This window comes from Enterococcus sp. DIV1283b (assembly GCF_051710965.1).
Classification (GTDB): domain Bacteria; phylum Bacillota; class Bacilli; order Lactobacillales; family Enterococcaceae; genus Enterococcus_B; species Enterococcus_B lactis.
Genome location: NZ_JBIOLR010000001.1, coordinates 1,523,969 through 1,548,960 on the forward strand (window position 1 = coordinate 1,523,969; position 24,992 = coordinate 1,548,960).

Annotated in this window: 18 protein-coding genes; 10 read left to right on the forward strand and 8 right to left on the reverse strand. The window is 37.7% G+C overall.

Going from position 1 to position 24,992, the window contains the following annotated elements; all coding sequences use genetic code 11:
• Positions 1-17 precede the first annotated feature (17 nt).
• Together IGJ53_RS07510 and IGJ53_RS07515 are read left to right on the forward strand one after the other, a co-directional pair.
• Positions 18-2,261 carry an AAA family ATPase gene (locus IGJ53_RS07510; RefSeq protein ID WP_010732611.1) on the forward strand — a complete coding sequence of 748 codons (2,244 nt, stop codon included), beginning with the start codon at positions 18-20 and terminating at the stop codon, positions 2,259-2,261.
• A 128-nt stretch (positions 2,262-2,389) separates the two neighbouring features.
• On the forward strand, positions 2,390-4,033 hold the full coding sequence (locus IGJ53_RS07515) for a glycoside hydrolase family 13 protein (protein ID WP_002400214.1): 1,644 nt from the start codon (positions 2,390-2,392) through the stop codon (positions 4,031-4,033).
• Positions 4,034-4,107: 74 nt separating this feature from the next.
• Here IGJ53_RS07515 and IGJ53_RS07520 read toward each other — a convergent pair whose 3' ends face one another.
• The 5 genes from IGJ53_RS07520 to IGJ53_RS07540 all read right to left on the reverse strand — a co-directional run bounded on the left by IGJ53_RS07520 (position 4,108) and on the right by IGJ53_RS07540 (position 8,902).
• Entirely contained in the window at positions 4,108-4,653 is a 546-nt protein-coding gene (locus tag IGJ53_RS07520) for a TIGR01440 family protein (RefSeq protein WP_010732613.1), read from the reverse strand.
• A gap of 21 nt (positions 4,654-4,674) precedes the next feature.
• Complete coding sequence (locus IGJ53_RS07525; protein ID WP_002290784.1) at positions 4,675-5,160, reverse strand: ECF transporter S component; 486 nt, start codon at positions 5,158-5,160, stop codon at positions 4,675-4,677.
• Positions 5,150-5,962: a hydroxymethylpyrimidine/phosphomethylpyrimidine kinase gene (locus IGJ53_RS07530; RefSeq protein WP_259741822.1), complete on the reverse strand. Its 813-nt coding sequence runs from the start codon at positions 5,960-5,962 to the stop codon at positions 5,150-5,152. Before IGJ53_RS07530 ends, IGJ53_RS07525 begins: the two co-directional genes overlap by 11 nt.
• Before the next feature lie 272 nt (positions 5,963-6,234).
• Positions 6,235-7,767 carry an acyl-CoA synthetase gene (locus IGJ53_RS07535; protein WP_259741823.1) on the reverse strand — a complete coding sequence of 511 codons (1,533 nt, stop codon included), beginning with the start codon at positions 7,765-7,767 and terminating at the stop codon, positions 6,235-6,237.
• Between the two features lie 103 nt (positions 7,768-7,870).
• Positions 7,871-8,902 (reverse strand): tyrosine-type recombinase/integrase, encoded by a 1,032-nt coding sequence (locus tag IGJ53_RS07540; protein ID WP_002292437.1) that lies wholly within the window; start codon positions 8,900-8,902, stop codon positions 7,871-7,873.
• Between the two features lie 839 nt (positions 8,903-9,741).
• Between IGJ53_RS07540 and IGJ53_RS07545 the strand changes: the two genes are divergently transcribed.
• Positions 9,742-10,728, forward strand: coding sequence for a DUF2382 domain-containing protein (locus IGJ53_RS07545; protein WP_438749964.1), 987 nt, complete (start codon positions 9,742-9,744; stop codon positions 10,726-10,728).
• A 200-nt stretch (positions 10,729-10,928) separates the two neighbouring features.
• Here the strand turns inward: IGJ53_RS07545 and IGJ53_RS07550 are convergent, their stop codons facing one another.
• Positions 10,929-12,269, reverse strand: coding sequence for a sensor histidine kinase (locus tag IGJ53_RS07550; RefSeq protein ID WP_259741825.1), 1,341 nt, complete (start codon positions 12,267-12,269; stop codon positions 10,929-10,931).
• Between the two features lie 4 nt (positions 12,270-12,273).
• The gene (locus IGJ53_RS07555; RefSeq protein WP_010732618.1) at positions 12,274-12,948 is read right to left on the reverse strand and encodes a response regulator transcription factor; all 675 of its coding nucleotides are present in this window, start codon (positions 12,946-12,948) and stop codon (positions 12,274-12,276) included.
• A 219-nt stretch (positions 12,949-13,167) separates the two neighbouring features.
• Between IGJ53_RS07555 and IGJ53_RS07560 the strand changes: the two genes are divergently transcribed.
• From IGJ53_RS07560 to IGJ53_RS07570, 3 genes are read left to right on the forward strand one after another with little or no spacing between them, the layout of a single operon-like run.
• Complete coding sequence (locus IGJ53_RS07560) at positions 13,168-14,241, forward strand: ABC transporter permease (RefSeq protein ID WP_010732619.1); 1,074 nt, start codon at positions 13,168-13,170, stop codon at positions 14,239-14,241.
• A gap of 5 nt (positions 14,242-14,246) precedes the next feature.
• Positions 14,247-14,933: an ABC transporter ATP-binding protein gene (locus IGJ53_RS07565; RefSeq protein WP_259741826.1), complete on the forward strand. Its 687-nt coding sequence runs from the start codon at positions 14,247-14,249 to the stop codon at positions 14,931-14,933.
• Between the two features lie 7 nt (positions 14,934-14,940).
• Complete coding sequence (locus IGJ53_RS07570; protein WP_080114433.1) at positions 14,941-15,588, forward strand: TetR/AcrR family transcriptional regulator; 648 nt, start codon at positions 14,941-14,943, stop codon at positions 15,586-15,588.
• 75 nt (positions 15,589-15,663) lie between these two features.
• Here the strand turns inward: IGJ53_RS07570 and IGJ53_RS07575 are convergent, their stop codons facing one another.
• Positions 15,664-17,055, reverse strand: a complete 1,392-nt coding sequence (locus tag IGJ53_RS07575; RefSeq protein WP_042956977.1) for a helix-turn-helix domain-containing protein — start codon at positions 17,053-17,055, stop codon at positions 15,664-15,666.
• A 244-nt stretch (positions 17,056-17,299) separates the two neighbouring features.
• On the opposite strand from IGJ53_RS07575, the gene IGJ53_RS07580 reads away from it, so the two are divergent.
• The 4 genes from IGJ53_RS07580 (at position 17,300) to IGJ53_RS07595 (ending at position 24,925) form a co-directional block, all read left to right on the forward strand.
• Positions 17,300-20,689: a SpaA isopeptide-forming pilin-related protein gene (locus IGJ53_RS07580; protein WP_010732622.1), complete on the forward strand. Its 3,390-nt coding sequence runs from the start codon at positions 17,300-17,302 to the stop codon at positions 20,687-20,689.
• Between the two features lies 1 nt (position 20,690).
• Positions 20,691-22,118, forward strand: coding sequence for a SpaH/EbpB family LPXTG-anchored major pilin (locus IGJ53_RS07585; RefSeq protein WP_438749969.1), 1,428 nt, complete (start codon positions 20,691-20,693; stop codon positions 22,116-22,118).
• The gene (locus tag IGJ53_RS07590; protein WP_259741828.1) at positions 22,115-23,992 is read left to right on the forward strand and encodes a SpaH/EbpB family LPXTG-anchored major pilin; all 1,878 of its coding nucleotides are present in this window, start codon (positions 22,115-22,117) and stop codon (positions 23,990-23,992) included. Before IGJ53_RS07585 ends, IGJ53_RS07590 begins: the two co-directional genes overlap by 4 nt.
• A gap of 90 nt (positions 23,993-24,082) precedes the next feature.
• Entirely contained in the window at positions 24,083-24,925 is an 843-nt protein-coding gene (locus IGJ53_RS07595) for a class C sortase (RefSeq protein WP_259741829.1), read from the forward strand.
• Positions 24,926-24,992: the final 67 nt, after the last annotated feature.

The following is a 24,992-nucleotide window of genomic DNA, read 5'->3' on the forward strand; positions in this document are numbered from 1 at the left end:
AAAAGGGGAAGAGAAGCATGGAGAATTTCTCACTAACAGAAAACCGGACCTTTTCACGGCTAGAAAAGCAAATGATCTGGAAGAAACCGAAAAGCCATCGGACAAGTGCAGAAGAGTGGCGGATCGCCTCCGAAATCAAAGAAAATTGGCAAGATCCTGAAATGAAAATCAGTAACGTTCTTTTAGAAGGAGACGCCGGATCGGGTAAGACACAGTTAGCAAAAGCACTATCTGCTGATTTGCAACTTCCCTATACAAAAGTGACATGTTTTGCAGATATGGACAAATCAGATGTGTTCGGCGCCTTATTACCTGTAGTAGATTCCGATAAAGAACAAGACCAAGAATTGCTGGAAGCTATTTACCAAACAGATACACTTGAAGCTGTACTGACACTGATCCAGAACCATTACGGCATTGATCCTTTTTCTGCCAAAGAAAAATTAGCAGAGCTAGTTCAAAGAATCGAAGCCGATTATCCAGATGCAATCCATTATAGTTATTATCCTTCTGAAATCGTTCGAGCGATCGAAAAAGGATATCTATTAGAGATCCAAGAGCCGACTGTCATCCGTGATGCCTCTGTTCTTGTCGCACTTAACTCAGCGCTCGAACCAAATGGGATGTTGAATTTGCCAACAGGAATCATTCGTCGCCATCCAGATTGTATTATTGTCATTACCACAAATCGAAACTACCAAGGAAATCGGCCCTTAAATGAATCCTTAAGAGATCGGATGCAGCATGCGGAAAAAATGGATCTTCCTGCCTTAGAAGTCATGGCAGAACGTGCGATGGCGAAAACCATGATTCAAAATCAAGAACTCCTTATGAAGATGGCAGAGATTATCCGTTTATTGGATGAAACTGCAAAAGCAAATGCCATCAAAGGTGTAGCAGGAATGCGTTCATATTTTTATTGGGCAAATACCTATAAGCAAGGACAAGATCTACTCCAGTCGATTTATCCAAAAGTTTTGTATAAATTATCCACTGATCCAGATGAATTGGCGATCCTTGAGCAAGCTTTGTCTGAGAGTGGATTGTTATTGGAACTTCAAGACATTTTGAGAAAAGAAAAATGGAGCTATCCTCAAATAGAACCTCAATCTGAGTATGCAAAAGGAAGAACTATCAGCGCCGAAGAAGCAAACGAACGAAACATCACTGAAGATGCTGAAGAAACTTTACGCTTAGATGAAAAGAAACAACTGTCTGCTGAAGAACCAAATGAGGGAGAAGAGAGACTAGAGAAAACAACAGAAAAAAACGAGATGCCTCCTCAAATGCAAAAAGAACGTAGGAGCGATATCGAAGGGAAAAATCAGAAGGAACAACAACAACCAGAAGAGGATTCCCAAGAAATGTCTGCTTCTGACATGGAAACACATGATAAGGAAATCAAGAAGCAATTGAATAAAGAAGCGCGACAAATCATGAAGGAAACGATTCATGAAAAAGAAGGACTCATCGTTCACCGACCAGCTTTCCAAGGAAAAACGCAAGAAGCCCGTGAGCTACAAATGCAAGTCATGCCGATGGTAGAATCACTTAGCCGACAAATTTTAGAATTACTGGATAATGAACAAACAGAGACGTACCAAAAAGGAAAATACGAAGGCCAGCGGTTCAACGCAAGCAGAGTAGCATATGGTGATTTGAGAAATTTTGACAAAAAGAACCCTCCACATGAGCAGCCTTCCTTAGCGGTAGCTGTGCGGATCGATGAATCTGGATCAATGATACGGGATGATCGGATCGAAGCGGCAAAAAAAGCAGCGATTGCCATTGCCGAATTTGCTAAGAAAGTCGATATCCCCTTGTTGATTTACGGGGATACAGCAGACCGTTCAGTAAGAGAAAAAACTTCTTTGTTTTCTTATAAAGAATTTGAAGACGGGTTTCAATGGTTAAATGAAAAACTAGTCACTATGAAACCAAGACAAAATAATCGTGACGGAGCGGCACTTCGTTTAGCAGCGGAAAAATTAAACAGACAATCTGCCACAACCAAACTGTTGCTTAATATTAGTGACGGTCAGCCAAAGGCGTTGCCAGATTATACTGGCAAAAAAGCAAAAGAGGACATCCAGTCTGTTTTGAAAGAATACGAGCGTCAAGGCATATTATTTGTCTCCGCAGCTATTGGTCAAGACAAAGAAGAGATCAAGACAATTTACGGTGAAAGCCGTTTTGTAGATATTACTGACCTAAATGAATTTCCCAAACAAATGATTCAATTGATTGCCCGTTACCTATGATAAAATAAAGCTCAACGAACGCACTTAGCAGATTCGTTGAGCTTTTCGTTTCTAGTTACCGGTAACAAGGATACTTCTAAAATAGAATCGGTTATAATCAAGAGGGACCGTTAAAGGAGTGAAACGATATGATACAAGAACAAAAATGGTGGAAAGAAGCAGTAGGCTATCAAATCTATCCGGCTAGTTTCAAAGATAGCAACGGCGATGGTCAAGGAGATATCAATGGGATCCGCGAAAAACTTGGATACTTGAAAGATCTTGGCATCGGATTTATCTGGATCAATCCAATCTATCAATCTCCATTTATTGATAATGGTTATGACGTAAGTGACTATCAAGACATAGAAAAGCGATTCGGAACGATGGAAGATTTTGATTTATTGCTGAAAGAAGCACATGAACTAGGAATCAAAGTCATTATGGATCTTGTCATCAACCACAGTTCGGATCAGCATCAATGGTTTGAAGAATCGAAGAAATCCAAAGAAAGCCCTTATCGAGATTATTACATTTGGGTCGATGGAGTAGATGGCAAAGAACCAAATAATTGGACATCGATTTTCGGCGGCTCTGCTTGGGAATATTCTCACGAAACAGGACAGTATTATCTGCATGTCTTTGCGAAAGAACAACCAGACTTAAATTGGGAAAGTGAGAAATTGAAAGAAGAACTATTCAATATGATTCGATGGTGGCTAGATAAAGGGATAGACGGATTTCGCTTAGATGCGATTTCTCATGTAAAAAAAGATGAATATTCAGTAAATGCCACAGAGAACCCTTTTTCACCCTTTCAAAATGTCTCAGGAATCGAAGAACATTTGACTGATTTGAAACATATTTTTGAAGAGTACGATATCATGACAGTCGGAGAAGCAAGCGGCGTTACTGCAGAAGAAGGACCGGAATGGGTAGGAAAAGACGGTTATTTCGATATGATCTTTGAATTCGATCATATCCATATTTGGCAGCAAGAAAAAGAAGGGCAATTAGACGTCCTTAAGTTAAAACATGCATTAAGTGCTTGGCAAACTTCCCTAGATGGTATCGGATGGAACGCTTTATATATGGAAAACCATGATGTTCCTCGTGCCGTTTCTGTGTTCGGAGATACCCGTCCCGAATTTTGGGCTATGTCTGCAAAAGCAATCGCTATGATGTATTTCTTTTTGCAAGGAACGCCATTTATTTATCAAGGACAAGAAATTGGAATGACGAATATGCCTTTTGAATCGATCGATCAAGTTGATGCAGTGGATTCTAAAAGACTTTATGAAAGGCTTCTTGCGGAAGGTAAGACAAGAGAAGAAGCATTAGATATTATTCGTGAAACCACCAGAGACAATAGCAGAACACCCATGCAATGGACTTCAGAAGAATATGCTGGCTTTTCAACACATGAGCCTTGGATGATCACTAATCCAAATACCAAAACGATCAATGTAGAACAACAAGAACATGAACCGGATTCGATCTTGCAATTCTATAAGAACATGATCCGCATTAGACAAATCAATAAAGGCCTGATATACGGTTCTTATAAAGAATATCTTCATGAACATCCACAACTATATGTCTATGAAAGAAATTTAGAAGATGAACAGTATCTTATTATGGTAAACTTGACGGAATCATTTGCTGACTATGAACTCCCAAAAGAAGCAGATCAGTCATGGACATTACTCTTGTCAAATTCCTCTAGCGGAAACTTTGAAAAAAAAGGAACACTAGCACCTTATGAAGCTCGTCTGTATAAAACAAACAATTAAAAAACTTCCTCGTTAAAGTTCAATAGTTGGACTTTTCGAGGAAGTTTTTCTGATTGGTCTGTCAATTACCCATCTTAATAATTTGCTCTAGGACCACCAATATATTTAGGACGAGAGCGAAGGGCTGTCACATGGGCTTGTCCCAAAGTTTTCAAACGAGGTCTGACAGGCACTTGGACATGTTTGATATGCATACCGATCGAAGTGTCACCGATATCGATGCCGGCTTGCCCAATTACATGCTCCACTTCAACAGGGTCATTGAACTGCTCAAAAGCAGCAACAGAACAAGCACCTCCAGCATGTAATGCAGGGATAACAGAGACGATTTCAAATTTTTTTGCTTCTGCCACTGTTCGTTCTACCACCAATGCTCGATTCAAATGTTCGCAACCTTGGACAGCTAACGCAATCTCTTTAGGATCTAATAGCTCTTTTAACGTGCGAATAATCCACTGACCAACTTCCGCACTGGAATTTTTTCCAATATGTCCACCGACGACTTCGCTTGTGCTGCACCCTAAAACAAAGAGATCTCCTTTTTTCAAGTATGCTTCAGCCAATACGTCATTAACTATTTCAGTCAATTGAACTTTCAATTCTTTTTCTGACAACTTCATTCTCTAAAACCTTCTTTTCAATTAATATTGCTTCCGTGCTTGAATACGTTGAAGACTTGCAGTTATAGGAAAGGCAAGACCCATACCGATAAGATTTTGAAAGATATTCCCGGGGATAGAAGCCACTCCAGCCGGCCAATCATACAAAATCCAACCGGCGATACCGTAGCCGACGATCATAACTAAGCTTCCTAAAAAAAGACCAAATAGCCACATGCGAGTAGAAGATTTGCTGAAAGATCCGGCAACATATCCTTGTAATCCGTGAATCACTAATGAAAAAATAGCCCATTGCGGATACCCAGAAATCAAATCGATTAATAGACCACTGGAAGCACCGACAACTAATCCACCCATTGGACCATAAAGAAAAGAAGCAGTATAGATTCCAGCTTCACATAATGTCACAAAACCGTTCGTAGCCGGCACAGGGATCAAAATAGTTAATGAAAGTGCAACGGTCAACGCAATCAGCATCGCATAGATTGTTAGTTGTTTAGTTTTCATTTATCGTTCCTCCTTTTTGGATACCGCCAGACCAGACGCTTCCTGTATGATCATTCATCAGCACGCCATTGGAAATACAATGGGCAACAAATTTTTTACTTTCTGCTACGGCTTTTGAAACATCTAATCCTAATACAAGATTCGCTGTTATTGCAGAAGAAAAGGCACAACCGGCACCATTTACTGTTAGGGTGTCGATTTTTTTCTGAGAAAACACCTCATGATGGTCAACTGAATAGAGAAGATCCACAGCTTGTTCGCCAGCCATCCTTGTGCCGCCTTTTATTACAATTTTCTTTGCTCCTGAAGCAGTGAGCTCTTTAGCGAGATGGATCATTTCTATCAACGAAGAGGGGAGAGCTTGACCAGAAAGTAAAGCAGCTTCTGCCAAATTAGGCGTAATCATCGTAACAAGTGGAAAAAGTTCTTCGATGAGCTGCGAAATATATAATTGATTGATCACAGTTTCAGTTTCTTTGAATGCCAAAACAGGGTCTAAAATGATTGGGATATTCTGTTTTGCTTTTATGAAGTCTCGAACAACCATGATTGCTTCACTTGAATTCAATAACCCGATTTTGATTCCATCTAATGAAGTCATTTGATCAATTGAAGCCAACTGTCGTTCAAGCAATTCTGAAGGAATAGATTCCAGGATAAATCGCCCATTCGTATCTAGTACCCCTATAGATGTCAGGGCGCTTAGCCCGAATAGACCAAAATCTTCAAAAGTTTTTAAGTCTGTTTGGATTCCTCCGCCAGCAAATGGATCAGAACCACCAATCGTCAAGATTCTTTTCATAACATTTCCCTCCATGAATAAGAGTATAACGAAATTTTCAAAAAAGAAAAACAGCCAATTGGCATATTTTTATCTCATCCAATTTTCAAAAAGAATCGAAAAGGGAATGTGACAAAAATCGTGTCACATTCCCTTTTTTTCGAATAAACGGTGTTCAAGAGACAGGCTATCGACAGTAAGAAGGAATTTCGCAAAAATTTGAAAAAACATTTTCGGAAATTGCTTTTTATTTCTTGAAGCTGATTACTTCTGTCACAACCGCTTAAAGATGTTTAATTGTTTTGTGTTTTTAATTCTTTTTCGATTTGAAGCCGCTGAACTTTCATTGTAGCTGTTCGCGGGATTGCATCAAAATCACGGATGATAGGGGCGTTCAAACGGGGAAGTTCATGGACTTGCTCCCACCATCGATTCCAATCCATTTCTTTATCAGGAGCTAAAGCAATAATCGGCTGTGGAGAATGATTTTTATCCCTTACAATCACTACTTCTGCCAAAAAATCTAACGAATCTAATAAAAAGTCTTCAATAGCTAATGTACTGTTGATCGTTTCGATCAAATCTACTTGCCGATCTTTCAAAAATAGGTGACCACGATCATCCATAAAACCGTAATCTCCGCTATCCCACCAATTGCCATAAACATTTTCCTGGAACCGTGCATCTTCCTTATAATAAGTCAAAGCCCGTCCTTTAGATAGTAATTGTATATGACCATCTGTATTTTCAGGAAGGACGTTCCCAACTGAATCTGTGATCCGAGCGCTTGTCATGTCTTCCAGTCCAACGCCCATATCTCTTGCATCACTCGTTTTCAAACTTTCCAGTGTATGAGCCTTAAGAATCATTGGTCCACATTCACTTTGGCCATATACTTGAAGGAATACCGCATCTTGTGTTATTGATGTTCGCAAAAATGTTTCCATTGTCTGATTGTTTATGGCATCAAAAGTAGAATGATAATAACGGATGCCAGAGAAAGCTTTTGGATGTTCTTTAGCAGTAAAACTCCATTGAACAAAGTTATTCGGATGAGTCTCTAATGCGATTGGTCGGTGGGTTTCCAACATACGAATAACTTTTGAACTTTGTGCGTCTGCTAAAGGCATCATAGGAAAACCCATGGACATCAAAGATGAGATGCCAATATTGAATCTAGAATGTACGGGGGAAATGTGAAAAGCGATTACTTTCTTTTCTGAAATTTTTGCAAAAACAGTTTTTTGCCATTTCGTTCGCCAACCCATAGAATGAGCGGAATGACAAATAAGCTTAGGGATACCAGTTGTACCAGAAGTATGGGTCATATAAGAAATTTCATTTTTAGCTAAAAACGATTGGGGAACAGGAAAAGCAGGTTGCTCCAGTAAATAAAAAATAGGAATCTGTTTTGATTTAGTCCCGTTTGAAATTTCTCCCACTCGTTTTTTTGTCTCATCATCAAATAAAATGAAGGGGTCTTCTAAACGGTCGATAAATACTTCCATTGTCGCTGTTGGTAGATGATAAGAAGTCATGACAGGCACTGCACCAAGGTAAGACACAGAAACAGCGAGAAGGTATGTGTCAAAAGCGGAACTCTTATAGATAATGACTTTGTCTCCAGATTTCACACCAAGATGGGCCAATTGATAAGCTCGATCTAACACACTTTCAAAGCATTTTTTGTAAGTTGTTTCAAGTCCTAACTCAGGAAAAGCAGAAAGCGGCTGATCACAGATAATCGGGGTCTCGGAAAAGCCAGCTGCAGCTTCTTGAAAATTCGTAAATAAATTCAAAGGGGAATACGTTATGGTCTCCATCATTCACACTCCATTATCTTTTGTTAAGTAATATACAAACTCAAGATAATCGTAACATAAACCTTTATATAATAACATAGTTTATTGTGAAAAAAAGTTCAGGTTCCTATGTGACAGAAACCTGAACGAATGCCGCTAATTCGTGATAAGAAAAATCAACCATTTTTTCCCAGATTTCTTGAAAAGAATGGGAAGATAGGTATCGATTACCACATAAATAGTTTACCGCGTCAGCATCATCTAAATATAGTTCGGTATAATAGCGATAGGTTTTTCGGCATAATTCTGGTGATACATTCTTATACACTGTAATTTTGCTCAAAATTTGGCGAATAGTCCGAGGAGAAATTTGTTGATCATGCGAGGAACGAAAAACAAAAGAATTTTCATCCGTATTTTGTGCTGTTAACTTAAAATAGTTCTCCAGAAACGGCATCGCTTCTTTTGGTATTGGTACTTTACTCAATCTGTTTTCTTTTCTATTCAGATTAAGAATCTGCTTGGTCAAAGATACATCTTTACGTTTAAGTTCTACTACTTCATGGATCTTTAATCCGCAATACAGAAGAATGGCAGTAATCGCAAGGTTCCTCGGTCTATTCTTTTCTTCAAAGCTAGCTTCTCTGCTTGTTTGAAAGCCTTCAATCGGGATAAACAAATGCTCAAAATCTTTGAAAAGTTCTGCATCGATATATCGCGGAGCTGCTTTAGTTGTTTCCGGTAAACTTGTACCCAAAAGAGAAATCTCTTCTTCAATCAGTCCTTTTTGATACAAAAATCGTAAAAAATGATTTAATGAATATTGCTTCCTTGAAATCCCGTAATAGCTATTTTCAAACAATTGCTCCGTTTCCTGGTTCGCTGTAGTTTGGAACGAACGAGTATGTCGATAGATTTTAGCTAAGAAATTCTGATAATCTTGTTTTTCTAAACGGATAATCAGCTGGTCATCCACTTCTTCAGAAAATACTTTTCTCAAATAATCAGTAAACAAATGGAAATCTTTTGCATATTCATAGCGACTACCTAATGATAAAGAAGAGCGATTTTCTTCTAAAAACTGTTGAAAGACGGAAGGGAGCAAATGTGTACGTTGTTTTAATTTTTCTTGCAGTTGTTTTCTAGTTTTGCTGTCCAATACAAATCCCTCCAGTTATTGTTCATTTCCTTTATTTTACCGCATTTCCTCAAATGACGATAGACACTTTACCTTGATTTCATTAGGAACCTATTTTTAACTGTCTTTTAAAAGTTTTTGTTAATGCATAGACGTTCATCTAATTTTCAATGAGCCTTCAAGTTTTACTTGTACTAATAACTACAATTTCAATAATAGCAGATAAAAAAGGAGTAGCTTTAGGAATAAGAAAAAACACTTTACAGTTATTTTATTAATATAGTGGTTCTTTTTATTTTTTAATTGGTTTATTCTCATTTTAGCTATGGGGTCACTTTACAAGTATTGGAATGGGGTTGGTTCGTTCGAATAGTAGTAGGGGCTTTTCTTTTTATTTTTGAAAAATTATTAAATACTTTTCAAAAATTGCTTAGCTTTCAATTTATTCATCATTGGCTTAACTAGCTATACTATCTACATGTTTCTTAGAGTAAAATTAGAAAAAATGAGGTGCCATTACCTGACATAGGGTTTTATCCTAATAGAGGAAAAAATATATGGGGAAATCAGTCTCTTTGTTTATACAAATATCTTATTTATACACGGTTTGGATAAATAGCTTCATTTTCAATGAATGGAAATTATATGAAATTTTTCAAAAAAATTCATATAGAAACAAAAAATAAACGATAATTTTATTTAATACATAGTTTTCTTTATCATAAATATCTTCGGAATACAATTAAAATGTTTTAATCAAATTCCAATCTAAATATTTGTAGAAAACAATCGTCTCCTATAGAATAAATTTATAAGTAAAAATATACCAATCATAAATCTATTTGCTAGGAGGAATTTACATGGAAGACAAAAATTTAACAGTCATCGGTAGCTACAGTACAAGGGATGAAGCATTATCAGTAATCGAACGGTTGCGTAACGAAGGGTACGATCGAGATGATATCGTTATTTATACTACTGATGAAGCAGCAACTAGACTAGGATTCGACGGCTTATCCGGCATAGATGTTGAAACAGATGAGAATCGGATGGATGGCGAAGAAGATCGTTCTTTATGGGAAAGAATAAAAGACACTTTTTCTTTTGATACCTATGATTCTGAGACGGCTACGCCAGAAAATGATCCTTTATATCAGTATAGAGGAGATATTTCTGCTGGAAAATTTGTCATCACAGTAAAAGGCTATCGTCAGCCAGAAACAACTGAAGACACAATGGATACGCAAGATACTGTTAGCCCAGCAAGCACAATGGGAACTGGACTAGGGACTGGGACTGGCACTGATCCAATGGACGTAGATGGCACGACAGGCTTTCAAAATACAACAGATCCATTGAATATGACACCAGGAACTGATCCGATGGACGTACCTGGCGAAGCTGATTCTATGGGTACAAGAGAGACTGAAGACATCGATCGCAAACCAAATCTAGATGATGATACGATTCAACTAAAAGAAGAAAAATTAGATGTAAATACACATGATGTTACTACTGGAGAAGTCGACATCCACAAACATGTGGTCAACGATACTGAAACGGTAGAAGTACCGGTCAAACGTGAAGAAATCGTCATCGAGCGCAAACCAGTAACAGACCCATCTTCACAGGGTACAGACGAGAACTTGGAAGATGACACGATCACTATCCCAATCAAAGAAGAGCAAGTAGACGTTAGCAAACATACAGTTGTTCGTGAAGAAGTGGGAATTCATAAAGAAGAACATGAAGATGTTGAAAAAGTGACAGAAGATGTTAGCCGAGAAGAATTGGATATTGACACAAGCGGTGATGTACACATTGAAGACCGCAATAAAAAATCTTAAGCGTAAGCTAAAGAGGTTGCGACAGAAGTGGTCAGCTTCAAGAAATAAGAAGGAGTTTACGAAAATTGCTTCTCAAATTTTTGTGAAATTTCGGCTTATTTTTCGAAGAAGCTACTTCTGGAACACCGTTTATTCGGAAAAAAGGGCTGTGACAAGATTATTGTCACAGCCCTTTTCCTAGTATGTTTTAGAGTTAAGCATTATTTTTTAGGCTTCAACGGTAATTGGACTTTAAAATCAACTCCTTGTGGAAGATAATTGGATACAGAAATTTGTCCGTGGTGCTGTTCGATTATCTGTTTTGCAATCGCCAAGCCAAGTCCGTAACCGCCAGTCGCCTTCGCACGAGATTGATCTTCCCGATAAAATCGATCAAATATTCTTACTTGATCTTCTTCACTGATAGAAGGGCCAGTATTCTTTACGTGAATCAGCCATTCTTTATGGTTAACAGACGAATCCAAAATGATTTTATCTTTTGGATTCGTATATTTTAAGGCATTATCTAGCAAAATAACCAAAACTTGATGGATCTTTTTTTCGTCAATTGGTACTTCTGATGTTGCCTCGTTATGAAGGATAAACTCTTTTCCGTCTATGATGGCCATCTCTTGAAATGGTTTAACAAGATTTTCGATATATTCCTGTGTATTGATCATTTGTTTTGAAAGTAGCTGCTGATCAGAATCGTTTCGGGCAATCGTCAGCAGATCCGAAGTCAATCCAGTGAGCCGTCTCGTCTCTGACAATGCTTGAGCAATACTTTCAGATTCCTCAATGATGGTATGATCAGGTTTGGTAAATAGATGTTCCAAACTATTTTGAATAATCGTTAACGGTGTACGTAATTCATGAGAAGCATTTTCGACAAATTCTTTTTGCCTTCTCCAAGAAAGAATGATAGGGCGCATGCTTAGACTAGACAAGTAGTAACTAATGCCAATTGAGATAAGCCAGAAAACAACCATACACAAAATCATAATTGTGCGAAAAGTCGCTAATGAATCCTTGATTTGATTTGTATTTTCTAAAATTTGGATATAGGCAACGCCAACTTGATTCGTCTCTGCTTTTTTCGTAATCGAACGGAAGGAGAGAGTAGACGAGTCGTTTTCTTCATTTAATTCAATATTTTGGATGGTATTCAGATTTTTCGTATCCATTTTTAATTCTTTGATCTGATTGAAGCGTCCACCAATAGCTGCCTTATTCAATATCTCACCTTTTTCAGACCACAAGATCACTTGAGTGTTAAATCGGTCATTTGATGGTTCCATCAATGGTTGTTCCATGTTGGGTCTGTTTTGTTCCGTTTGTGTCTGGTTCAAAAAGGGATCACCTTGCTGATACCTTTGTATCTCTAATTGCACTGTCCGAGAATCAAAATCTGTTTTCTCTAATGAAAGATCCGTTTCTCTGTATGCGGATTGGTTCAATATCTGTAAAGTAATGAACCCCAGAAGAAAAAAGATCAAGGCAAATGCTGCTACATTCGTTGCAAAAAAACGGCTGCGCTGCTTGCGTGTAATATCTCCATTCATTTCATCACACCTCTTGCAGTATATAACCGACGTTACGTAAGGTTTTGATTTCTTTATCCAATCCAGTACTTCGCAGATGTTTTCGTAAGTTGCTCATATAAACTTCAATAACTGTAATCGTCGTATCAGAATCAAATCCCCAGATCCGGTCAAATATCTGCTCTTTTGTCAAAATGATTCCTTTATTTTGTAAAAAATAAACGAGCAACTCAAACTCTTTTCCTTGTATGGGCAAAACTTGTTCTTTATACAAGACTTCATTGCTTTTTAAATCACAACTGATATCCTTATACTTCAGAACGTTTTCATCAAATAGACCTAGCGAGCGTTTCAATAATGCTTTCACGCGCATGATCAATTCTTCTCGATAGAACGGTTTTGTCAGGTAATCATCTGCACCACGTTCAAATCCTTCAATCTTATCCTCCAAACTATCTTTTGCTGTCAAAATCAATACAGGAGTCTGTATTTTTTCTTTCCGTAGCTTTGCTAAGACTTCATAACCATTCATTTCCGGCATCATCAAATCCAAGATTGCAAGGTCGTAAACACCGCTTTCCAACTCAAATAGTCCTTCACTACCGTTATAAACTTGTGTTATCTCACCAATTGGAGTGAGTATTTCTTTTATATTATTGGATAATACTTTATCGTCTTCTACTACTAATAGTTTAATCATTTTCCCACCTCATTGATTTGGTCACTTTAGTTTATCATGGAAAGCATAAATAAGACTTAAATAATCCTATTATGACACATGTTAAGATTTTATGGAAAGATGTCTTAGACAATTTATTGATAAAAAATCCAACAGAAGTGACAAAATGTCACTTTAGAGTTACACTATTCAACGAGTGACATTTTGTCACTATCAACATATCATAGGGAGGAAAACCAAATGTTTCTAGCTATTAAAGAAATTCGCTATTCTAAATTACGGTATGGCTTGATCATCGGGATCATGTTCTTGATTGCGTATGTCGTATTTATGTTATCTGGACTAGCAAATGGGCTTTCTGAAGAATTCAAGAAAGCAATCGATGATTGGGATGCACAAGAGATTGTTTTATCAGAGGACGCCAATCAAGTATTTGCTGCTTCACAATTAACAAGAGAAGATCTGACATATATTGAAGGAGGAGAAAAAGCCCCGATTGGATTATACAGCGGTGCAGTCAAAGGAAAAAACAAAGAAAATGTCACAGTTTTCGGCACGTCAAAAAAAGCATTCTTATTACCAAAACTCACGAAAGGGCATAAATTCAAAACAAAGAATGAAATCATCATTTCGCAAAACCTGGCTGATTCAGGTTATAAAATCGGAGATACAATCAAAATTGGCAGTTACAACGATCCTTTGACGATTGTTGGTATCTTTCCTGCAACTTATTACACTGTTTCCCCAGTCATCTATACATCTCTTGATACGTGGACTGCTTTGAAGTATGGAAAACAGCCATTTGCTTCTGAAGAGGAACAGCCAATCAATGGAATCGTTACAAAGAATTCTGCTAAAATTTCGAAAGAAAAAGCATCAAAGGAACTACAGTTACTAACTATTGAGACGTTCATTGAAAGCATTCCTGGCTATTCTGCCCAAAACATGACCTTAAACGCAATGATCTACTTTTTGTTCTTAGTAGTCGCTGCCGTGGTCGGTATTTTTATGTATGTGATCACTCTTCAAAAAACCGCTATTTTTGGAGTAATGAAAGCACAAGGAATCAAAAATTCCTTCATTGCTAAATCTTTAGTCGCACAATCATTTATTGTGGGGTTGGTAGGCGTACTGATTGCTCTTGTGTTTGCTTATCTGACTAGTCTGATTTTACCAAGTGCGATGCCTTTTGCTGTTTTTTGGTCCCAATGGCTGCTATATAGTGGGATTTTGATCATTGTTGCGATGCTAGGCGGTCTCTTTTCAATCCGTACAATAACAAAAGTAGACCCAATTACAGCAATAGGAGGTTAATAAAAATGAAAGAAATATTGACGATGAAAAAAGTTACCAAGACATTCGGTTCTGGTCATACAAAGGTCTCAGCTTTGAAAGGAATTGATTTTTATGTAAAGGAAGGGGAATTCGTCAGCATTATTGGTCCTTCTGGTTCAGGTAAAAGTACGTTTCTCACCATTTCAGGAGGATTGCAAACACCGACTTCCGGAGAAATAGTGATCAACGGTCATTCATTAACCGAACTTCCAGAAAAAAAACGAGCAGATTTGCGTTTTCAAGAAATTGGATTTATTCTCCAAAGCTCTAATCTGATTCCTTTTTTAACGGTAAAAGAGCAATTTGAACTAGTTGATCAAGTCACTTCAAAAAAAGATGTTTCCAAAAAAAACGATTCTTTACTGCAATCTTTAGATATCCAGTCACTAAAGAACAGTTATCCTAAAGATCTTTCTGGTGGGGAAAGACAGAGAGTGGCAATTGCTCGCGCTTTATATAATGAACCGAGCTTGATCTTAGCGGACGAACCAACAGCTAGTTTAGATACCGATCATGCATATGAGGTCGTGAAATTACTGGTTAAGGAAGCTCATGAAAAACAAAAAGCAACTATTATGGTTACTCATGATGTCCGTATGATTCAGTGGAGTGATCGCGTTTATCGAATGGAAGATGGGTACTTGACAGAAGAAGAGAAAGAGAAAAAATGAGTACTTCATGACAAGGATGGGCAATCCACGTATAATCAGAGATAAAGGAGAGATGTGGATGCCAAAAGAAACTTTTTTCAATTTGCCGAAAGCAAAGAAACAGCGAATCGACGACCTATTGTTAGAGATATTTTGCTCACAGCACATCAGCCAAGTAAAAGTCTCAGAAATTGTTGAGAAGATGGGAATGTCGCGCGGCGCTTTTTATAAATATTTTCAAGATCTAGAAGATGCTTATTTGTATACGATCAAAAGCAGTTCTCGTATAGTCCATCAAGATATCTTGACATTCATTAGTGAAAACAAACAACATTTCTTTTTAGGGATCGAAAAGTATTTGGAGTGGTGCAGCGATTTAGATCACAATAGTATCTATTGGCAAAGATTATACTTGTTGACCCAGAGAAATGATCAGCAGGCAACCAAACGTAGAGAGCTAACTGCTGATTCTCCTATGAACGACAAATGGCTAGAATTACTAAAAATTAATCATTTTACCATTCAATCGTCGGAAGAAGCAGTTAGCTTCTTATACTTTTCCATGTCTCTCGTAATGAACTCATTGACGGATCTCATTGCAAATGGCTGGACAAAAGAAGAACTATTAAAAGATTTTCGCTATAAATCTCGTTGGATTGCGGAAGGTATACAATAAAAAGAAACAGCTATGTCTATTTGTCCTGATATTTTTATCAGGATGGTAGAGTATACATAGCTGTTTTTTGATTGTTTATAGTTCAAATAAGCGGATCAACTCTTCTTCATTTGCGAATGACACACTGTCATCAATCAACATATAAGGAACATGGGTATTCGGAATTGGTTGATTCGTGACGATCAGGTCATACTCAAGAAGATTGTACTTCGAAAGTTGATTTTCAGTGATAGCAGTTGTCTCAGAGTGAATCTTATGCACAGCAAGAACATCACTGACATATTCTTCAATGTATCGACTATGTCGAAGACTTAAGTCACTGACGATCAGTATTTTTTTATCGGAAGTATAATGGTGTATTTCAGGATTACCAATAAGCATCCAAAATATATAGCTAGATAAATAATAAATCAAATTTCGATTCAGTAGGGTGGAATAAAATTGAAGTTCTGCACGAAATCCAGCATATAGACGTATATGGCGATGTTGCATCTGTTCCGCAAAGTAAGTGGCACGGATCGTCAAATGAGTCGTATCGTATGGAAAAATACGTGAGAAAAAATAAATTTGAGTTAAGAGTCGAACAACAAATTCTTCGTTTTTTTCTTTGCAATCAGCAGATGAAAATGAACAGTAGGATATATTTTTTCGTATCTGTTCACTGATTTCATTTTTTTCTTTCTCCGAAAATTCCGAAAAAATCGTATTGACAAAATAGTTCACTACTTTTATATAGCTGCTGTACTTCAATTTCCCTAAAAGATTTTTCAAGATCAAAAAGTCTTTTTTATCTATATTTATCAACTTTACATAAGGGTCTCCAGCTTTCCATTCGAATGGATTTCCTTGTGATTCCCGCATAAGATGCACAACAAAATACATAATAAAGAAAGATTGCTCATAAGGACTTTCTTCTTGAAATAAATTCAACTGACAATTGTTCTTTGACATAATTTCTTTGATCTTCTTTTTTTCGATTGGAAATGGCAAAGTACGTCTTCCATAGTAGCTTAAAAAGAAAAAGGTGACAAAGATACGCAGCTGGAGCTCACTTTTCAGGCTAGTTAACTGAAACCCTTGGTCGACGATTACTTTTAATAAATAGCTTTCTAAAATTTGATTGCATTGTTTCAACTTACGCGTAAAAGAAGAACGACTAATCGAGATTTTTTCACAATAATACTCGATCGTTTTACCCGGATTGACAATGATTTCATTTAATAGACGACTATTTGTAGAACTTTGTGACATTTCCATTAGCACATTTAAATAAGCCGGTACATTCAAATGTTCAAGTCGATACCCCAATTTTTGTGAAGACTGAATCGTTACATCCGTTCCCCAGCGGATTTTGATTTCTTCGATATACCTTACAAATGTAGATTCCGAACTACCGATTCGTTTGGCAAGTTCTTTTTTAGTCATCCACTTGTCAGAAATGGATAGAATCCGAATGATTTTTTCCATCTTTCTATAGTTTCCTTCCAGCAACCTGATCATATGTTTTTCTCCCTCAACCCTTTTCTTTAATGAAACGCTCATTAATCAAAGGAATCAACGTCATAAATGAAACCAATTGGTATGAAAATTGGTGTGATTCCCTCTAGTGCCCTTCGTATAATAATTATCATATTAGAATAAATACGTTTATTTATTTTAATAATCATCACTATTCACGTCAAAACAGATAATAATAAAAAGGAGGGGAAAAATGACGACCACAGGGAAGAAGCTGAAAGTTGTTTTTGTGCTGATATTATTGAGTTTATCGAACATCCTGCCTGTAACTGCAATAGCAGAAGCTACAGATAATCCAACGATGTTAGAAATCATTTCAGCTGAAATCACTTCAGATCAATCTGGGAAAAAAGCGCTGAACGTCAAACTAAATGCGAATAACAACAGTACAGAAAAGGTAGAGAAAGAAATTGGTCTAGTTGAGAATTACTTAAGCGATGTGGAAAGAAAGGAAGAAGATAGCTATGCTTATCAGGTAAAAAGCGGGAAAACCACGCTAGAAATCTCTCCAAACACTAAACAAACGATCAATCTAAGTCTTCCAATCGATCCAACACTTTACCACAGCCAGACAAATAAGCTGATCGTCGATAATAAAGAGTATGACATTACTGATGCGACAGAACACAAGAAAGAGACAGAAGTGTCAATACCAAATACAGACGAAACAAAAGAAGGAGTATCAGAAGAAAATGAAAGTTCTGTCAATCCCTTTACATTGCCTACATTGTCTTTGCCAGCTGTGACTGTTTCAGCTAATCAGACGATTCCTACAGAGTATACGACGGATGATCAAGGCACTTATCCTAAAGCCAATTGGCAACCTACAGGAAATACAAATGTTCTTGATCACCAAGGTAATAAAAATGGATCAAATCAATGGGATGGGATAAATTCTTGGGACGGAAATCCTAATGATCGGACTCATTCGTATATCGAATACGGGGGAACAGGCAATCAAGCAGACTATGCGATACGTAAGTTTGCAAAGGAGACAACTACACCTGGATTGTTTGATGTTTATTTGAATGCCCGTGGAAATGTACAAAAAGATATCACACCTCTTGATCTCGTATTGGTCGTAGACTGGTCAGGAAGTATGAACGACAATGATCGAATCGGTGAAGTAAAAATTGGTGTCGATCGTTTTGTCGATACTTTAGCAGATAGCGGTATCACAGACAAAATCAATATGGGATATGTCGGCTACTCCAGTGATGGCTATAACTACAGTAACGGTACTGTTCAGATGGGTCCATTTAATTCGGTAAAAAACCAAGTAAAAACCATTACACCTTCACGAACAAATGGCGGTACTTTTACACAAAAAGGGTTAAGAGATGCAGGAGACATGCTATCCGTTCCAAACGGACATAAAAAAGTAATCGTCTTGCTGACGGATGGTGTACCGACATTTTCCTATAAAGTACAGCGAGTACACGCACAATCAAGCAACGATTATTACGGTACCCAGTTTTCCAATACTCAAGATCAGCCGGGAAATACTTCTCGAATTGCAAGAAGCTATTATGCACCTGACCAAAACAACCGATCCAGAAGAATAGACAGCACATTTATCGCAACCATCGGAGAAGCGATGGCGCTTAAAGAACGAGGAATCGAGATACATGGTCTTGGTATCCAACTTCAAAGCGATCCAGCAGCTGGTCTATCTAAAGCAGAAGTAGAGTCTCGTATGCGGCAAATGGTTTCAGCAGACGAAAAAGGGGACCTTTATTATGAATCAGCCGATCATGCAACAGATATCTCTGAATATCTGGCTAAAAAAGCTGTACAGATCTCTGCAACTGTAAGTAATGGACAAATAAATGATCCAATCGCAGAACCATTTATTTATCAACCTGGTACACTTTCAGTCAAAAGCGTGGGAACAAACCCTACAACAGTTACTCCAACTATTTCTATAGATGGAAATACGATCAAGAGCAATCAGATTTATTTAGGAAAAGACCAAGAAATCCAAATTCATTACCAAGTGAGGATCCAGACAGAAAATGAGGACTTCCACCCGAATTTCTGGTATCAAATGAACGGTAGGACGACTTTCCAACCAAGTATTGACACTGACAAATTAGCTGAATTCGGTATACCATCTGCTAAAGCTCCCGGAGTCAGTCTTCACATCAAAAAATTATGGGAAGAATTTGATAATAATCCAGCTAATCGTCCAGATCAAGTCACTTTTGAAATCCAACGGAACCATACAACAGATGCTGCAGCTTGGAAAAACGGATATATCCGCATCACTAAACCAGCTAAAGATACTGCAAATACGTGGGAACGTGCAGACGTCGACAAACTCTCTGCAAATAGTGGAGAAAGTTATCAAGAGATACTATCACTGCCTCAATATAATAATCAAGGTCAAGCATTCAGTTACCAAACAATCAAAGAACTGCCTGTACCAGGATATGATTCTCAACAAATAGACGCACTGACATGGAAGAATACTAAACAATTCACACCGTTAGACTTAAAAATAACGAAAAATTCCTCTACAGGAGAAAAGGATCTCATTGGCGCTGTTTTCAAATTAACAGGAGATTCTATTGATACTTTACTAACTGATAATGGTGACGGGACCTATTCTCTTCCGGAAAATGTCAAATTGCAAAAAGAAATGACTTATACACTGACAGAAACAAAAGCGCCAGAAGGTCATGAATTAAGCAAAAAGACTACTTGGGAAATCAAGATTGCTTCTGATGGTACGGTAACCATTGATGGAAAAACAGTCACTACTTCCGATGATACGATCCAGTTGACCATTGAAAATCCTTTTGTTGAAATTCCTATAGCAGTACGTAAGTATACGATGCAAGGGACGGGCAAAGAGATGAATCTTAAAGGTGCAGCTTTTGCCCTACAGAAAAAAGAAGCAAACGGTGCTTATCAGCCAATGGACAACCAAACAACGAATGAAAAAGGCCTTGCCATTTTTGATTCACTCACACCTGGAGAATATCGAGTCGTTGAAACAGCTGGTCCTGCAGGATATGATACTTCGCCGGGAAATTATGAATTCCAAATTGATAAATATGGAAAGATTATTTACACGGGGCAAAACACCGAGACAACGAATGGCATGTGGACGCTCACTCATCAAAATCGATTAAAAGCATTTGACCTGACAGTACACAAAAAGGAAGACAATGGACAGGCATTAAAAGGAGCCAAATTCAGACTGCAAGGGCCAGAAATGGACTTAGAATTGCCAAAAGATGGACAAGAAACGGACACCTTTCTATTCGAAAATTTAAAACCTGGAACTTATAAGCTGACCGAAACCTTTACACCAGAAGGATACCAAGGACTAAAAGATCCAGTTACTATCATCATAAAAGAAGATGGATTGATTCAAGTGGATGGACAAGAGTATGAGTCTGTTCTTTCACCAGGAGCCAAAAACAACCAGATTTCTTTAGACATCACGAATCAGGCAAAAGTACCATTACCTGATACGGGAGGAATTGGCCGCTTAGGAATCTATCTAGTAGGGATGATTGGTTGTACATTTTCTATTTGGTATCTTTTTTTCAACAAAGAAAGAGGGGGCAGCTAATATGAAAAAACTTGGTTGGCTTAGTATGTGTCTCTTCTTATTACTATTTAAACCTGCTTTTACTCAGGCAGTAACAGTAACAGCAACAGAACCAGATAGGGTCCAGATCACTTTGTACAAGTTACTGTTTCCAAATGGCCAACTACCGGAAAATCAGCCAAGTGACGGACAAGAAAAAGAGTTATTGCAAACGTATCGGGGATTGAATGGAGTCACATTTCAAGTTTATGATGTCACAGAATCTTTTTACCATTTACGAGAAAAGGGGAAAACAGTAGAGGAAGCACAAACAGAGATCGCAAAAAACGGTAAGTCTTCTGGCACGTTTATCACAGAAAAAACAACCGCAACTCTGAACAACGAAGATGGTATTGCTTCTTTTTCTCTAGCTGCCAAAGATCATAAAAAAAGAGAAAAAGCGTATCTTTTTATTGAATCCAAAGCACCAGAAGTCGTCAAAGAAAAAGCAGGGAACATGGTAGTTGTTCTTCCTGTATATGGACAAAACGATCAAGAACTTTCATCTATCCATTTGTATCCTAAAAATGAAGAAAATAACTACCCTGATCCTCCTTTTGAAAAGGTATTAGAAGAATCGAGGGATGATTTTACGATTGGTGACAAAATCACTTATTCCTTGCACACGATGATCCCTATGAATATCTTAGACTATCAAAAATTCGTATTATCAGATAGTGCGGATGGAGCATTAACATTTTTACCTACTAGTCTAACGATTTCATCGAATGGACAAAAGCTATCAGAAGGATTTGTCATACACACGAAACCACACGGATTTGAAATTGCATTTTCGATTCCTTCGCTAGAAAAATATGCTGGAAAAAACCTGACTATTTCTTATCAGATGCAGCTAAACAGTACAGCTCAGGCGAACAAGGAAATCAATAACAACGGAACACTAGATTTTGGTTTTGGTATCAGTACAAAGAAAGTCTCTATATATACAGGGAGTAAGCAATTTGTCAAAATCGAGACAAATAAACCAAACAAACGATTAGCTGATGCAGTATTCCTTATTAAAAACAAAGCAGGAAATTACCTGCAGCGAACAGCCAACGGATACAAGTGGACAAGTAACGAATCAGATGCGTTTCACCTGACTTCCAATAAAAATGGCGCTTTTTCCATTATCGGGTTGAGAACAGGAGATTACTGGTTAAAAGAGATCAAAGCACCATCTGGTTATATTTTAAGTGAAACAGAAATTCCGTTTACCATTTCAACTAGTCTCTCTGAGGATAAAGAGACTGTCGGTATATTGAAAGTAGTCAACAAAAAAGAAAATAGTCGTCCATTTCTTCCTAAAACAAACGAAACGAAAAACATCCTTCTAGTCATTGTTGGCATGGTGTTCGCAAGCCTTGCAATATGGTTGTTTATCAAAAAAAGAACAGGAGTGACAAAATGAAAAATCATAAAAAAATAAGCATTATATTAGGTGCACTTTTTCTTATTTTACCATTAATCACAAGTAGCTTCGGCACAAAAAGAGTGTTTGCGGAGGATACAGCAGCTCAAGTCATTCTCCATAAAAAGAAAATGACTGATTTACCCGATCCTTTGATTCAAAACAGTGGGAAAGAAATGAGCGAATTCGATCAATACCAAGGATTAGCCGATATCTCATTTTCCGTTTATAACGTCACTCCAGAATTTTATGCGCAACGGGAGAAAGGAGCGTCGGTGGATGCAGCAAAACAAGCAGTCGAGTCTTTGACTCCTGGTACACCAATTGCATCAGGAACGACAGATGCGGATGGAAATGTGACTTTATCTTTACCTAAAAAACAAAATGGGAAAGATGCAGTCTACACAATCAAAGAGGAACCAAAAGACGGAGTGACAGCTGCTACAAACATGGTGCTCGCTTTTCCTGTATATGAGATGATCAAACAAGCAGATGGCTCTTATAAATATGGGACAGAAGAATTGGACACTATCCATCTCTATCCTAAAAATATAGTTGGTAATGATGGAACATTGAAAGTGACCAAAGTCGGTACTGCCGAAAACGAAGCACTAAACGGTGCGGCATTCATTATTTCTAAAGAAGAAGGAACACCAAGCGTCAAAAAATATATCCAAAGCGTCACAGATGGATTGTACACTTGGACAACGGATCAAACGAAAGCCAAACATTTCATTACTGGTCATTCTTATGATATCGGCAACAATGACTTTGCCGAGGCAACGATTGAAAAAGGACAGTTGATCGTCAATCATTTAGAGGTTGGAAAATATAATTTAGAAGAAGTAAAAGCTCCTGATAATGCAGAAATGATTGACAATCAAACAAACACACCGTTTGAGATCTTGGCAAATAGTCAAACTCCTGTAGAAAAGACCATCAAAAATGATACGTCCAAAGTCGATAAGACAACTCCACAATTGAATGGAAAAGATGTCGCAATCGGAGAAAAAATCCAATATGAGATCTCTGTCAATATTCCTTTAGGTATCGCTGATAAAGAAGGAACACAAAACAAGTACACGACATTCAAACTCATTGATACTCATGATGCTGCTTTGACATTTGATCATGAAACTTCAGGAACGTATGCGTATATCTTGTATGATGGGGATAAAGAAATTGATCCAACAAATTATTCTGTCACTGAACAAACAAACGGATTCACGGTTTCAGTTGACTCGAATTATATTCCTTCACTCACTCCTGGCGGTACGCTGAAATTTGTTTACTATATGCATTTGAACGAAAAAGCAGATCCAACAAAAGGGTTTTCTAACCAAGCAAATGTCGATAACGGACATACAAATGATCAAACGCCACCGTCTGTCGATGTCGTTACTGGCGGCAAACGATTTGTCAAAGTAGATGGTGATGTTGCATCAGATCAAACACTTGCTGGAGCAGAATTCGTCGTTCGTGATCAAGAGAGTGACACAGCCAACTATTTGTCGATCGACCCATCTACAAAAGCCGTCAACTGGGTTTCGACGAAAGAATCAGCAACTGTTTTTACAACCACAAACAACGGTTTAGTTGATGTGACAGGTCTCAAATACGGCACGTACTATCTGGAAGAAACGAAAGCACCAGAAAACTATGTTCCATTGGCAAACCGCGTAGCATTTACTGTCGATGAACAATCTTACGCAACAGCAGGACAGTTGATTTCTCCTGAAAAAATACCAAATAAACACAAAGGTACACTTCCTTCAACAGGTGGTAAGGGAATCTATCTTTATATTGGTGCAGGAGTGATCCTTCTATTGATTGCTGGATTGTACTTTGCTAGACGCAAGCATAGTCAGATTTAATCTTTGTACATGAATTGGAAAAGGAGCAGCGGCTTACGCAATTGCTCCTTTTTCTTTTATTAACAACTAGTCAGCACAAGGAGAACACAAATGAAACAAAAGAAAAGAAAATATCTAGACCTGCTAATGATCCTTCTGCTTCTGTCAGGGATAGGCGTCTTGGCTTATCCATTCGTTAGCGATGCGCTGAATAACTACCTGGATCAGCAAATCATCTCTCATTATCAGCAACAAGCAGTAAAAGAAAATGAAGCAGTCATGGCCAAGATCCAAAAAGACATGATAAAGAAAAACCAGCAATTAGCAAAAAAAGGAGGAAATCCCGGTGTCGATCCCTTTACTAAGAAAAAGGAACCAGTGAAAACGGACAAAACCTATTTTGAAAAACATACGATCGGCGTTCTGACGATTCCTGAAATCAATGTCCATTTACCGATTTTTGACGAAACAAATACCGTGCTACTAGAAAAAGGTGCTTCTTTATTGGAAGGGACATCTTATCCTACTGGGGGAGAAAGTACACATGCCGTTATTTCCAGCCATCGGGGACTGCCTCAAGCAAAGTTGTTCACTGACTTGCCAAAACTGACTTTAGGTGATTCTTTCTATATCGAGATCAACGGACAGACACTTGCTTATCAAGTCGATCAGATAAAGACGGTAGAACCAACTGATACAACAGACCTGAGAATCGAAAAAGGAAAGGATTTCGTGACACTATTGACTTGTACACCTTATATGATCAACAGTCATCGCTTACTTGTCAGAGGGCATCGCGTTCCTTATCATGCAAAAGAAGTGCAGAAAGAAGTACAGAAAGTATCTGAGAACAAACGTTTCTTCCTGTACGGATTGATAGCTATAAGTATACTGATTTTTCTGTTTCTTATTTATCTTTTTCGGCAAACATTTAAAATAAGAAACAGAAGGTAACTGTGTCTCTTTTCTATGATAGATGTATTCAAATCAATGCGTAAACAAATAGACTGGCTGAAGTTTG